Annotated in this window: 12 protein-coding genes; 3 read left to right on the top strand and 9 right to left on the bottom strand. The window is 72.0% G+C overall.

Translation table 11 applies throughout. The features are described 5' to 3' along the window. Window positions 1–119: 119 nt before the first annotated feature. The 3 genes from ACH4S9_RS42300 to rimP form a co-directional block, all read right to left on the bottom strand. Window positions 120–410 carry a YlxR family protein gene (locus ACH4S9_RS42300; RefSeq protein ID WP_311727726.1) on the bottom strand — a complete coding sequence of 97 codons (291 nt, stop codon included), beginning with the start codon at window positions 408–410 and terminating at the stop codon, window positions 120–122. A gap of 97 nt (window positions 411–507) precedes the next feature. Next, window positions 508–1,500, bottom strand: coding sequence for a transcription termination factor NusA (nusA, locus tag ACH4S9_RS42305; RefSeq protein ID WP_398376990.1), 993 nt, complete (start codon window positions 1,498–1,500; stop codon window positions 508–510). Window positions 1,501–1,502: 2 nt separating this feature from the next. Then, a complete protein-coding gene (gene rimP, locus ACH4S9_RS42310) occupies window positions 1,503–2,039 on the bottom strand; it encodes a ribosome maturation factor RimP (protein WP_358847622.1) in 537 nt (178 codons plus the stop codon). A 185-nt stretch (window positions 2,040–2,224) separates the two neighbouring features. On the opposite strand from rimP, the gene ACH4S9_RS42315 reads away from it, so the two are divergent. The 3 genes from ACH4S9_RS42315 to ACH4S9_RS42325 all read left to right on the top strand — a co-directional run bounded on the left by ACH4S9_RS42315 (window position 2,225) and on the right by ACH4S9_RS42325 (window position 4,471). Next, window positions 2,225–2,857 carry a hypothetical protein gene (locus ACH4S9_RS42315; RefSeq protein WP_398376991.1) on the top strand — a complete coding sequence of 211 codons (633 nt, stop codon included), beginning with the start codon at window positions 2,225–2,227 and terminating at the stop codon, window positions 2,855–2,857. Window positions 2,858–2,912: 55 nt separating this feature from the next. Then, window positions 2,913–3,416, top strand: coding sequence for a ferritin-like domain-containing protein (locus ACH4S9_RS42320; RefSeq protein ID WP_311727730.1), 504 nt, complete (start codon window positions 2,913–2,915; stop codon window positions 3,414–3,416). A 110-nt stretch (window positions 3,417–3,526) separates the two neighbouring features. Further along, window positions 3,527–4,471 carry an aminoglycoside phosphotransferase family protein gene (locus ACH4S9_RS42325; RefSeq protein ID WP_358847624.1) on the top strand — a complete coding sequence of 315 codons (945 nt, stop codon included), beginning with the start codon at window positions 3,527–3,529 and terminating at the stop codon, window positions 4,469–4,471. Between the two features lie 377 nt (window positions 4,472–4,848). Here ACH4S9_RS42325 and ACH4S9_RS42330 read toward each other — a convergent pair whose 3' ends face one another. The 6 genes from ACH4S9_RS42330 to dxr form a co-directional block, all read right to left on the bottom strand. Then, window positions 4,849–6,549: a proline--tRNA ligase gene (locus ACH4S9_RS42330; RefSeq protein ID WP_398376994.1), complete on the bottom strand. Its 1,701-nt coding sequence runs from the start codon at window positions 6,547–6,549 to the stop codon at window positions 4,849–4,851. 83 nt (window positions 6,550–6,632) lie between these two features. Continuing rightward, window positions 6,633–7,199, bottom strand: coding sequence for a GNAT family N-acetyltransferase (locus ACH4S9_RS42335; RefSeq protein WP_311727734.1), 567 nt, complete (start codon window positions 7,197–7,199; stop codon window positions 6,633–6,635). A 48-nt stretch (window positions 7,200–7,247) separates the two neighbouring features. Next, window positions 7,248–8,093, bottom strand: coding sequence for a GNAT family N-acetyltransferase (locus ACH4S9_RS42340; RefSeq protein WP_311727735.1), 846 nt, complete (start codon window positions 8,091–8,093; stop codon window positions 7,248–7,250). A 134-nt stretch (window positions 8,094–8,227) separates the two neighbouring features. Then, window positions 8,228–9,385: a flavodoxin-dependent (E)-4-hydroxy-3-methylbut-2-enyl-diphosphate synthase gene (gene ispG, locus ACH4S9_RS42345; protein WP_311727736.1), complete on the bottom strand. Its 1,158-nt coding sequence runs from the start codon at window positions 9,383–9,385 to the stop codon at window positions 8,228–8,230. Between the two features lie 141 nt (window positions 9,386–9,526). Further along, a complete protein-coding gene (locus ACH4S9_RS42350) occupies window positions 9,527–10,831 on the bottom strand; it encodes a M50 family metallopeptidase (protein WP_398376996.1) in 1,305 nt (434 codons plus the stop codon). Continuing rightward, window positions 10,828–12,093 (bottom strand): 1-deoxy-D-xylulose-5-phosphate reductoisomerase, encoded by a 1,266-nt coding sequence (gene dxr, locus ACH4S9_RS42355; RefSeq protein ID WP_311727738.1) that lies wholly within the window; start codon window positions 12,091–12,093, stop codon window positions 10,828–10,830. Before dxr ends, ACH4S9_RS42350 begins: the two co-directional genes overlap by 4 nt. Window positions 12,094–12,099: the final 6 nt, after the last annotated feature.

Below are 12,099 nucleotides of genomic sequence, written 5' to 3' on the forward strand. Positions count from 1 at the left end.
CGTCGCTACTTCATGGGCGTACTCATCGCGTACTCATCGAGTGCTCATCGCAATCTCGACCTACTTCCGACTCGCGAGGTACCTGACCGCACGGTGTCCCGTGCCGTTCTTGCAACTTCTTACTGCGCCGCTGCCTGCTCGGCGTGCTCGACGTAGCGGCGCAGTGCCGTGGTGTCGAGCGGCCCCGGCCCCCTGAAGGCCCGAGGAAGAGCCCGGCGGCGAACCGCCAGGTCGAGGCAGACCCGTGTGAGGTGTACATAAGCACCCCGGCCGGGCAGCGTACCGCGCCGGTCGGGGACGCAAACGCCCTCGGCCGTCACGATCCGCAACAGTTCGTCCTTGGCCGCCCGCTCCCGGCAACCCACACAGGTCCTCTCAGGGCATGCGCCAGCACGCGCGCGGCCAGACACTGCTTAAGTCTACCTCCCTGAGCCGACCTCACCCCTTGGGGGATGTGATCGAACAGTCAGATGTTTTCGGCTGAATCCTCGGGGGCCATCCCGTGAATCAGCCTTGATCGGCTGGTTGTTCCGTGTCGGGCCGGATGTCGATCCGCCAGCCCGTGAGCCGGGCGGCCAGCCGGGCGTTCTGCCCTTCCTTCCCGATCGCGAGGGAGAGCTGGTAGTCCGGCACGGTGACGCGCGCGGAGCGCGCCGCCAGATCCACCACCTCGACCTTGCTCACCCGAGCCGGTGACAGCGCGTGCGCCACCAGCTCCGCCGGGTCGTCGGACCAGTCCACGATGTCGATCTTCTCGCCGTGCAGCTCGGCCATCACGCTGCGGACCCGGCCGCCCATCGGGCCGATGCACGCGCCCTTGGCGTTCAGGCCCGATCGGGTGGACCGAACGGCGATCTTGGTGCGGTGGCCGGCCTCGCGCGCGATCGCCGCGATCTCCACCGAGCCGTCCGCGATCTCCGGCACCTCGAGCGCGAAGAGCTTCTTCACCAGGTTCGGGTGGGTGCGCGACAGGGTGACGGACGGGCCGCGCACCCCCTTGACCACTCGTACGACATACGAGCGCAGCCGGGTGCCGTGCGCGTAGTCCTCGCCCGGGACCTGCTCCTGCACCGGCAGGATCGCCTCGAGCCTGCCGATGTCCACCAGAACGTTCTTCGGGTCCTTGCCCTGCTGGACGACGCCGGTGACGACATCGCCCTCCCGCCCCGCGTACTCGCCGAAGGTGATCTCCTCCTCGGCGTCCCGCAGCCGCTGAAGGATGACCTGCTTGGCGGTCATCGCGGCGATCCGGCCGAAGCCGGAGGGGGTGTCGTCGAACTCCCTGGGCTCGTCGCCCTCCGCCAGGTCCTCGGCGTCCTCCCTGGCCCACACCGTCACATGGCCGGTGGCCCGGTCCAGCTCCACACGGGCCCGGCGGCGGCTCCCCTCCGTGCGGTGGTAGGCGATGAGGAGGGCCGACTCGATCGCCTCGACCAGCAGGTCGAACGAGATCTCCTTCTCCCGAACCAGACCCCGCAGGGCACTCATGTCGATGTCCACGGCTACGCCTCCTCCTTGCTCTCGTCGTTGCTCGCGTCGCTCTCGCCCGCGGCCTTGTCGGCGGGCTTGCGGTTGAACTCGATCTCCACGCGCGCCTTGGAGATCTCCTTGAAGGCCAGCCGCCGGGCCGTGGGTCTGCGCCCCTTCACGCCCGGCACCTCCACGTCCAGCCCCTCGTCGTCCACCGCGGTGATCCGCGCGACGAGCTCGCCGCCCTCCGCCAGCCGCGCCTTGATCAGCCGGCCGGTGGCCCGGCGGTAGTGGCGCGGCTCGGTCAGGGGGCGGTCGGCGCCGGGAGAGGTGACTTCCAGGACGTACGGGTGCTGGCCCATCGCATCGGCGTCGTCGAGCGTCTGCGAGACCGCCCGGCTCAGCTCCGCGCACGCGTCCAGCTGCACGCCGTCGTCGGAGTCCACCACGATACGGAGCACGCGCCGCTTCCCGGCCGGTGTCACCTCGACCTCTTCCAGATCCAGGTCCCGCGCGCTGACCAGCGGTTCCAGCAGTCCGCGCAGCCTCTCGCTCTGGGTGGTGCTCATCCGGGTGACTCCTCGGCCGCGTGTGCTGTTGTGGGAAGGTCGCGTGTCAGGTCAAAGCCTATCCGTTCCGGCGGCCGACTGACGATTCGGTGGCTGGTGCCCGGCGGTCGGCCCGCGCGCGGGTACGCTCGCCTGCTGTGATCACCAACGGCGGCCGGGACCGGTCGCAGCCCGGAAAGAGGAACGTGACGATCACGACCCCCTCACCCCACCCGCGCCCTTCCGGCGCGCCCCTGCCCTCCGACGCGCCCCCGCGCCCTTCCGGCGTGCTCTCCTTTGGCCCGCTCTCCTTTGGCCGATTCTCGTCTGGTCGGCGGAACCTTCTGCTGGGCGGCGGCGCGGCGGCGGGCGCCGCGCTGCTGGCCGGCTGCTCGGGCGACTCCGGGTCCCGGCCCGACGCGTCCGGCTCCCGGTCGGACGAGGAGCGGCTGCGGACCCGGGGCGCGCGCGACTCCGCCGCGCTCCTGGCACGCTACGACGCGACCGCGGACGTGCATCCGAGGCTGGCGGACCGGCTGGGGCCGCTGCGCGAGGAGACCGCCCGCCACCTGGAGGCCTTCCGCTCGGCCGACCGGCCCGCGTCTGCCTCCGCGTCTGCGTCTCCCTCTGCTTCTGCCTCTGGGGGCAAGGCGCGTGCCGCGGACGTGCCGAAGGACGAGAAGCAGGCCCTGACGGCACTCGCCCGCGCCGAGCGCCGCACCGCCGACGCCCGCACGGCCGCCCTCCGCGACGCCCCTCCCGAGCTGGCCCGCCTCCTGGCCTCGGTCGCCGCCTGCGGCGCCGCCCACGCGTACCTCCTCACGGCGGGCGGCTCATGACCCCGGCCGCCTCCACACCGATCGGCGGCACGCGCCGCCGCGGAAGGGGACTGACATGACCGCCTCGACGGCCCGCGCGCGCCGCGGGGCACGCGCTCTCGCGCTGGAGGCCACGCAGGCGGCGCTCGCCGCCGAGCACGCCGCCGTCTACGGATACGGCGTGGTCGGCGGGCGGATCGGCGACGACCGGCTCCAGGAGGCGCGGGACGGGTACGCCGCGCACCGGGCGCGGCGGGACGCGCTCGCGCGCACGGTGCGCGACCTGGGCGGCACGCCCGAGGGCGCGGCGCCCGCGTACGCGCTGCCGTTCGCGGTGCCGGACGCCGCGGCCGCGGTGCGGCTCGCGGCGGAGCTGGAGAGCCGGGTGGCCGCCGTCTACGCCGATCTGGTCCGGGCCGCCGAGGGCGCCCTGCGCCGCGAGGCGGCCGGGGCGCTGCGTGAGGCGGCGGTCCGGGCGGTGCGCTGGCGGGGCAGCGGCGTAGCCTTCCCTGGGCTCGCCGAACGCGCCGCCGCGGCAAGTCCGTCGGCGACGCCGAGCGGTGCCGCGGACGAGTTGTGACGGTCGGCCACGACTGTTGGATCATGGTGTGCCCGGTGGGCGGACGGACGGGTGCGGCGGCAGACCGCGCGCGAAACGTATGAAGATGAGATGAAGGGGACAGCTCGGCGATGGCATCGGCACCGCAGCCCGGAGGCCCTGAAGCGGCCCCCATCACCCTGCCGCAGCGGCTGCTGGACTCGCTGAGCAACGACCCCGAGAGCCCGGGCCGCGCCTGGCTGGCCCGGCTGCCCGAGCTGGTCGCGCGGCGGCTGCACGACTGGGAGCTGACGCTGGAGCGGGTGCCGAGCCCGGGCGGCCGCAGCAGCCTGATCGCGCTCGTACGGCAGGCCGACGGCACCCCCGCGGCGCTGAAGTTCCCCTCTCCGGGCTCGCACGCGGAGCAGCAGCGGGCCGCGCTGGCGCACTGGAACGGCTGGGGCGCGGCGCAGCTGCTGCGCGCCGACCCGGAGGACGGCGCGCTGCTGCTGGAGCGCCTGCACAGCGCGGTGTCGCTGCGCTCGCTGCCCGAGGCCAAGGCGCTGCTGGAGGCGGCGGGCACGATGCGCCGGCTGTGGGTGCCGCCCGCTGAGGGGCACCCTTTCGCCTCGGTCGCGGACCGGACCGGCGCGGGGGTCGAGACGCTGCGGCTGATCGCCGCGGGGACCTGGGCGGCGGACGCGCGGCCGCTGCTCGACGAGGCGCTTGAGCGGCGCGCCGAGCTGTCCGGGCAGGCGCCCGAACACGTCCTGCTGCACGGCGACTTCCGGCAGGGGAAAGTGCTGGCCGGGGAGCGCGCGCCGTGGCTGGCGGTCGGGCCCGCGCCGCTTGTCGGCGAGCGGGCGTACGACCTGGCGCAGCTGGTGCTCGACCGCTTTGAGGACCTGGCCGCCGGGTCGGGACCGGCCGCGGCCGTGCGGCGGCGGGTCGCGAAGCTGGCGGACTCCCTGGACGTCGACCGGGAGCGGCTGCGGGGGTGGACGCTGTTCCGGGCGGTCGAGGCGGGGCTGCGGCATGCGGCGGTCGGCGACAGGCGGCGGGGTGAACTGCTGCTGGAGTTCGCGGGCTGGCTGTAGGCCACGGCTCGCCTCGCGGCGGCGCCGGGCCGTGTCCCGGATCTTTCCCCCCACCCCGCCCGCTGCCACGTGGGAGGCTCCGCCCCAGACCCCGGGGCCCAGGGGCGAAGCCCCTCGCAGGACCGCCCGGCGCCCCCTGGACCGCGCCCCCGGCTACTGCTGCGGGGACGCCCCGCACCGGCCCGCCCAGGGCCGATCCGGCGGCCGACGCGGCAGGGGGCCGAAGCGGAGCCCCCGGCGCGCCCGCCGGGCGCTGCGGGGGTACCCCGCACCAGCCGCCGAGGGAAGATCCGGCCCGACGGCGCGGGCGGCACGGGCCGACGCGCGCCGCCCCGGGCCGTGCGTCGGCCGGGGCGGGGCGGGGGGCCAGGGGTTCGTCAGGCGGTGAGGCGGGAGAGGGCCTCGTCTACGGGGAGTTCCTCGCGCTCGCCCGTGCGGCGGTCCTTGAGCTCCACCACGCCGTCCTTGGCGCCGCGGCCGACGATCAGGATCGTCGGCACGCCGATCAGCTCGGCGTCGGTGAACTTCACGCCCGGGGAGACGCTCGCGCGGTCGTCGACCAGGACGCGGACGCCCGCCGCACCCAGCTTGTCCGCGAGGTCCAGGGCCAGCTCGGTCTGGAGCGCCTTGCCCGCCGCGACGATGTGGACGTCGGCCGGGGCGACCTCGCGGGGCCAGCACAGCCCGGACTCGTCGTGGGTCTGCTCGGCGAGCGCGGCCACGGCGCGCGAGACGCCGATGCCGTAGGAGCCCATGGTGACCCGGACCGGCTTGCCGTTCTGGCCGAGCACGTCGAGCTGGAAGGTGTCGGCGTACTTCCGGCCGAGCTGGAAGATGTGGCCGATCTCGATGGCCCGGTCGAGCTGGATGCCCGCGCCGCACTGGGGGCAGGGGTCGCCGGGCTCGACCACCACGACGTCCAGGTACTGGTCGACCTCGAAGTCCCGTCCGCAGACGACGTTGCGCGCGTGCTTGCCGGGCTTGTTGGCACCGGTCACCCAGGAGGTGCCGGGGGCGACGCGCGGGTCGGCGAGGTAGCGGAAGGAGGTGCCGGCCAGGCCCTGCGGGCCGATGTAGCCGCGCACCAGGTCGGGGCGGTCGGAGAAGTCCTCGGCGGTGACGACCTCGACCTCGGCGGGGGCGAGGTGCTCGGCGAGCTTGCCGAGGTCGACCTCGCGGTCGCCGGGGACGCCCACCGCGGTGATCTCGCCGTCGACCTTGACCAGGAGGTTCTTCAGGGTGGCGGAGGCCGGGACGTCCAGGAACTCGGCGAGGGTGTCGATGGTGGGGGTGTCGGGGGTGTCCAGCTCCTCGACCGGGCCGTGCTCGACGCCCTCGACGGGGGTGACGGCCACGCTGACGGCCTCGGTGTTGGCGGCGTAGTCGCAGTTCGGACAGTCCACGAAGGTGTCCTCGCCGGCCGCGGCCGGGGCCAGGAACTCCTCAGAGGCCGAGCCGCCCATCGCGCCGGAGATCGCGGAGACGATGCGGTAGTCGAGGCCGAGGCGGGCGAAGATCCGCTGGTAGGCCTGGCGGTGCAGCCGGTAGGACTCGGCCAGCCCCTCGTCGGTGGTGTCGAAGGAGTACGAGTCCTTCATCTGGAACTCGCGGCCGCGCAGCACACCGGAGCGCGGGCGGGCCTCGTCCCGGTACTTGGTCTGGATCTGGTAGAGGATCACGGGCAGGTCCTTGTAGGACGTGCACTGGTCCTTGACCGTCTGGGTGAAGATCTCCTCGTGGGTCGGGCCGAGGAGGTAGTCGGCGCCCTTGCGGTCCTTGATCCGGAACAGCAGGTCGCCGTACTCGTCCCAGCGGCCGCTGGCCTCGTACGGCTCGCGGGGCAGCAGGGCGGGCAGGAGGACCTCCTGGGCGCCGATGGCGTCCATCTCCTCGCGGACGATCCGCTCCACGTTCTCCAGGACCTTCTTGCCGATGGGCAGCCAGGTCCAGATGCCCGCGGAGGTGCGGCGGACATAGCCGGCGCGGACGAGCAGCTTATGGCTGGCGGTCTCGGCATCGGCCGGGTCCTCGCGCAGCGTCTTCAACATCGACTTGGACATGCGCTGGACGTGGGCCATGGTTCTTCTCCTGCGTACGAGATGGGATGACCAGGAGATTAGCCGCTGCCGCTGTGCGGCGGGAAATGAACGCCGGGGCGGCGTCAGCGGCGCAGCGGGAGCGGGGCGCCCATGACCGCGTAGGGGGTCGGCGCGCTCGGGAAGAGCACCGGGCGGGCGAGGTCGCGGTAGCCGAGGGCGCGGTAGAGGTGGCGGGCCGGGCTCTCGACGTCGATCGCGGAGAGGATGGAGCGCGGCTGGAGCGATCCGTCGGTGATGGTGGTGATCAGTGACCGGCCGATGCCGTGCTGCTGGTAGTCGGGGTGGACATGCAGCTCGGTGATGACGAAGGAGTCGTCCAGCCAGCCCTCGTGGCCGGTGTCGCGCAGATACGGCTCGACGACGGTGGACCACCAGTGCGTGCGGTCGTTGGGCATGCCGTAGACGAAGCCGACGAGGTGTCCGGAGCGGGTGGTGGCGCCCAGCGCGCGGGCACCGGGGCTGGTGAGATGGCGCAGCACGATGTGGCGCCGTACGCCGATCTCCTCGACGGTGAGCCCGAAGGCGACCGCCTGCACGGCGAGGGCCTCGTCCACGCGCGCGGCGAGATCGAGCGGCCCGACGACGACGCCGTGCGGGTCGGGTGGCCCTTCGCCAGGTAGATGCAGCATGGGCGGCACCCTACTGGGCCGTCGATCAGTTCAGAACGGCACACTCGTTCAGAACAGCACGCTCATGAACGCGCCGACCTCCTGGAAGCCGACGCGGCGGTAGGCGGCGCGGGCCGCCGTGTTGAAGTCGTTGACGTACAGGCTGACGACTGGCGCGACCTCGCTCAGCGCATAGTGCAGGACGGCGGCCATGCCGGTCTCGGAGAGCCCGCGGCCGCGGTATTCGGGGGCGACCCAGACGCCCTGGATCTGGCAGGCGTGGTGGGTGGCGGCGCCGATCTCGGCCTTGAAGACCACCCGGCCGTTCTCGATGCGGGCGAAGGACCGGCCGGTGGCGACGAGCTCGGCGACCCGGGCCTGGTAGAGCAGCCCGCCGTCGCCGGCGAGCGGCGAGACGCCGACCTCTTCGGTGAACATCGCCACGCACGCCGGCATGATCACATCCATTTCGTCCCTGCGGACGCGGCGCACCAGCGGGTCGGGCGGGATGTTCGCGGGCATGGCGGTGGTGGCCATGAGCGGCTGGTGGGCGCGGACGTCGCGGGCCGGGCCCCAGGTGGGCTCGAGCAGCGACCAGAGCTCCGCGGTGGTGTCGGCGGGGCCGACGATGGAGGAGCAGCGGCGGCCCGCCCGGCGGGCGCGCTCGGCGAAGCCGCGTACGGCCTCAGGGGTGGCGCAGATGGGGACGAGGTTGGCCCCGGCGTAGCAGAGCGATTCGAGCCGGCCACCGGTGTACCAGCCCCACATCTCGCCGCCGAGCCGCCACGGGTCGAGGCCGGCGACCTGGACCCGGGCGGCGACGAAGGCGTTGGAGACCGGGTCGCGGTCCAGGACCGCGAGGGCCGCGCCGAGCTCATGGGGCTCGAGCACCCTGGTGGTGGACGTCGTCAGCACGTGTCGGATTGCCTCACCGGTTGCGGCCGAGGGCCAGAAGATTCGATTCTCCGCACTGTACCCCGGGGGACACGCCGACCACCGCCCGCGTTCACCGGCGGGGCCGTGGTGCGCGCGGGCGGTGGGAGCGGGGGTCAGCCGGTGACGGAGACCTGGGGCTCGCCGGAGGCGACGCCGTCCTTCTCCATCTGCTCGGCGATCTTCATGGCCTCGTCGATCAGGGTCTCCACGATCTTCGACTCGGGCACCGTCTTGATCACCTCGCCCTTGACGAAGATCTGGCCCTTGCCGTTGCCCGAGGCCACGCCGAGATCCGCCTCGCGCGCCTCACCGGGGCCGTTGACCACACACCCCATCACGGCGACCCGCAGCGGCACCTCCATGCCGTCCAGGCCGGCCGTGACCTCGTCCGCCAGCTTGTACACATCCACCTGCGCGCGGCCGCACGACGGGCACGACACGATCTCCAGCCGCCGCTGCCGCAGATTCAGCGACTCCAGGATCTGGATGCCGACCTTGATCTCCTCCACGGGAGGCGCCGACAGCGACACCCGGATGGTGTCCCCGATCCCCTCGCTCAGCAGCGCGCCGAACGCGACCGCCGACTTGATCGTCCCCTGGAACGCGGGGCCGGCCTCGGTGACGCCGAGGTGCAGCGGGTAGTCGCACTGCGCCGCCAGCTGCCGGTACGCGTTGACCATCACCACCGGGTCGTTGTGCTTCACCGAGATCTTGATGTCCCGGAACCCGTGCTCCTCGAACAGCGAGCACTCCCACAGCGCGGACTCCACCAGCGCCTCGGGCGTGGCCTTGCCGTACTTCGCCAGCAGCCGCTTGTCCAGCGACCCCGCGTTCACGCCGATCCGGATCGGCACCCCCGCCTCCGACGCGGCCTTCGCGATCTCCTTGACCTTGTCGTCGAACTGCCGGATGTTCCCCGGATTCACCCGCACCGCCGCACACCCGGCGTCGATCGCGGCGAATACGTACTTCGGCTGGAAATGAATATCCGCGATCACCGGGATCTGCGACTTCTTCGCGATCACCGGCAGCGCGTCCGCGTCGTCCTGCGACGGACAGGCCACCCGCACGATCTGGCACCCCGAGGCCGTCAGCTCCGCGATCTGCTGAAGCGTCGCCCCGATGTCGGCGGTCACCGTCGTCGTCATGGACTGCACCGACACCGGCGCGTCCCCGCCCACCGCCACGGATCCGACCTGGATCTTCCGGCTGACTCTGCGGTCGGCGAGCTTGATCGGAACGGACGGCATTCCCAGCGAAATGGCTGTCATCTGGCGAGCAACCCCAAGGTCATGAATGAAGGTCCCGAGATCGGCGGGCTCCGGTGTCCGAGGTTACGGCACCACGCCCGGGCCAAGCACATTCCGGCCCCGAAGTCCATCAAATGGTGAACTTCGGGGCATTTCTCATCATCAGGAAATTTTCACTGGATTCACCACATCGGCCACCAAGACCAACAGGGTGAAGCAGATGAACACTCCGGCGATCACATAGGCGACCGGCATCATCTTGGCCACGTCGAACGGCCCCGGGTCGGGCCGGCGGACCAGCCGGGCGGTGTGTCGCCGCACGCCCTCCCAGATCGCGCCCGCGATGTGCCCGCCGTCCAGCGGCAGCAGCGGCAGCATGTTGAACAGGAAGAGCGAGAGGTTGAAGCCGGCCACCAGGAACAGCATGGTGGCGACCCGCTGGGAGGCCGGGATGTCCAGGTTGGCGACCTCCCCGCCGACCCTCGCCGCGCCGACGACGCCCATCGGGGAGTCGGCCTTGCGCTCACCGTCACCGAAGGCCGCGTTCCACAGGTCGGGAATCTTCGAGGGCAGGGCGATCAGCGAGTCGATGCCGTCCTCGACCATGTTGCCCATGCGGTCCACCGACTGGCCGAAGGACTGCTTGACCACGCCGCTGGCCGGGGTGAAGCCGAGGAAGCCCGCGGAGACGTACTGCCCCTCCACATAGCCGCCGTTCCCGTCCGACTTGGCGACCTGGTTCTTGATGAGCACCGCGTGCAGATCCTTGCGGGCGCCGTCGCGCTCGACGGTGATCGTCGCGGGGCCGATGGTCTTGCGAATGTGCTGCTGGAGGCTGCTCCAGTCCGAGGTCGGCTCGCCGTTGAAGGCGACGATCTTGTCGCGGGACCGCAGCCCCGCGGCGTTGGCCGGGGAGTCCTTGGCGGCCTTGGGGCACTTGTCGGTCGAGGACGAGGCCGGAACCACGCACTTCTGGACGGTGCCCACGGTGGTGGTCTGGGTGTTGACGCCGAAGCTCATCATCACGCCGAGGAAGATCACCACGGCGAGCACCAGATTCATGAACGGACCGGCGAACATCACGATCACGCGCTTCCACGGCTTGCGCGTGTAGAACATCCGGGTCTCGTCGCCGGGCTTCAGCTCCTCGTACGCGGCCGACCGGGCGTCCTCGATCATGCTGCGCCACGGCGAGGTGGAGCGCGCGGTTATCTTCCCGTCGTCACCGGGCGGGAACATCCCGATCATGCGGATATAGCCGCCGAGCGGGACCGCCTTGACTCCGTACTCCGTCTCCCCCTTCTTCCGGGAGAAGATCGTCGGGCCGAAGCCGACCATGTACTGCGGCACCCGGATACCGAAGAGCTTGGCCGTGGAGAGATGGCCGAGCTCGTGCCAGGCGATCGAGAAGAGCAGTCCGAGGACGAATACGACGATGCCGAGAATGGTCATCATCAGTGTCGTCATGCGTGAGCCTCCGGTGTCGCGTTCGCCGAGCGGGCGGCGAGTTCACGGGCGCGGGCGCGGGCCCACTCCTCGGCCTGGAGGACGTCCTCCACCGTGAGCCGGGTTCCCGCAGAGGGGGTGCCGTGTTCGGCCACCACTTGGGCGACCGTATCGACGATTCCGTTGAAGGGCAGCTTCCGGGCGAGAAAGGCGTCCACGCACTCCTCGTTCGCCGCGTTGAAGACGGCCGGCACGGTGCCGCCGAGCGCTCCGACGTGGCGGGAGAGGCCGATCGAGGGAAACGCGTCGTTGTCCAGCGGGAAGAATTCCCAGGTGTGCGCCTTGGTCCAGTCGCAGCCGGGCGCGGCGTCCGGCACCCGGTCCGGCCAGCCGAGACCGAGCGCGATCGGCATCCGCATATCGGGCGGACTCGCCTGCGCCAGCGTGGAACCGTCAATGAACTCGACCATCGAGTGGATATACGACTGCGGGTGGACCACAACCTCAATCCGGTCGAAGGGAATGTCGTAGAGCAGATGCGCCTCGATGACCTCCAGCCCCTTGTTGACCAGGGTCGCGGAGTTGATTGTGATCACCGGGCCCATGTCCCAGGTGGGGTGGGCCAGCGCCTGCTCGGGCGTGACCTCGGTCAGCTCCTGCTTCGTACGCCCCCGGAACGGCCCGCCGGACGCGGTCACCACCAGCTTGCGGACCTCCTGCCGGGTGCCGCCGAGCAGCGCCTGGAAGAGGGCGGAGTGCTCGGAGTCGACCGGCACGATCTGCCCGGGCTTGGCCAGGGCCTTGACCAGCGGGCCGCCGACGATCAGCGACTCCTTGTTGGCCAGCGCGAGCACCCGGCCCGCCTCGAGGGCGGCGAGGGTGGGCGCCAGGCCGATGGAGCCGGTGATGCCGTTGAGCACGGTGTCGCACTCGGAGCGGGCCAGCTCGGTGGCCGCGTCGGGCCCCGCCACGACCTCCGGCTGCCGCTCCCCCGCCCCGTACAGCGCGGCCAGCGCCTCGCGCACCTCGGGCACGGCCTCCGGCCGGGCCACCGCGACGGTCCGCACCCCGAGCCGGTGGGCCTGCTCGGCGAGCAGCCCCGCCCGCCCGCCGGCGGCGGACAGCCCGGTCACCCGGAAGCGGTCGGGGTTGCGCAGCACCACGTCGATGGCCTGGGTGCCCACCGATCCGGTGGAGCCGAGGATCACGACGTCGCGCGGGCCTCCGGTGGCGGCGGTGGCCGCCGGAAAGCGGAGGTGCGGGTCAGCGAGGGAATCCGTCATTGCCCC

It is taken from the genome of Streptomyces sp. NPDC021225, assembly GCF_044332865.1.
Classification (GTDB): domain Bacteria; phylum Actinomycetota; class Actinomycetes; order Streptomycetales; family Streptomycetaceae; genus Streptomyces.

Excerpts from the sequence above, each read along its gene's own strand:
- rimP (WP_358847622.1), bottom strand. The coding sequence starts at position 2,039 with ATGAGCACCACCCAGAGCGAGAGGCTGCGCGGACTGCTGGAACCGCTG.
- ACH4S9_RS42320 (WP_311727730.1), top strand. The coding sequence starts at position 2,913 with ATGACCGCCTCGACGGCCCGCGCGCGCCGCGGGGCACGCGCTCTCGCG.
- ACH4S9_RS42325 (WP_358847624.1), top strand. The coding sequence starts at position 3,527 with ATGGCATCGGCACCGCAGCCCGGAGGCCCTGAAGCGGCCCCCATCACC.
- ACH4S9_RS42330 (WP_398376994.1), bottom strand. The coding sequence starts at position 6,549 with ATGGCCCACGTCCAGCGCATGTCCAAGTCGATGTTGAAGACGCTGCGC.
- ACH4S9_RS42335 (WP_311727734.1), bottom strand. The coding sequence starts at position 7,199 with ATGCTGCATCTACCTGGCGAAGGGCCACCCGACCCGCACGGCGTCGTC.
- ispG (WP_311727736.1), bottom strand. The coding sequence starts at position 9,385 with ATGACAGCCATTTCGCTGGGAATGCCGTCCGTTCCGATCAAGCTCGCC.
- ACH4S9_RS42350 (WP_398376996.1), bottom strand. The coding sequence starts at position 10,831 with ATGACGACACTGATGATGACCATTCTCGGCATCGTCGTATTCGTCCTC.
- dxr (WP_311727738.1), bottom strand. The coding sequence starts at position 12,093 with ATGACGGATTCCCTCGCTGACCCGCACCTCCGCTTTCCGGCGGCCACC.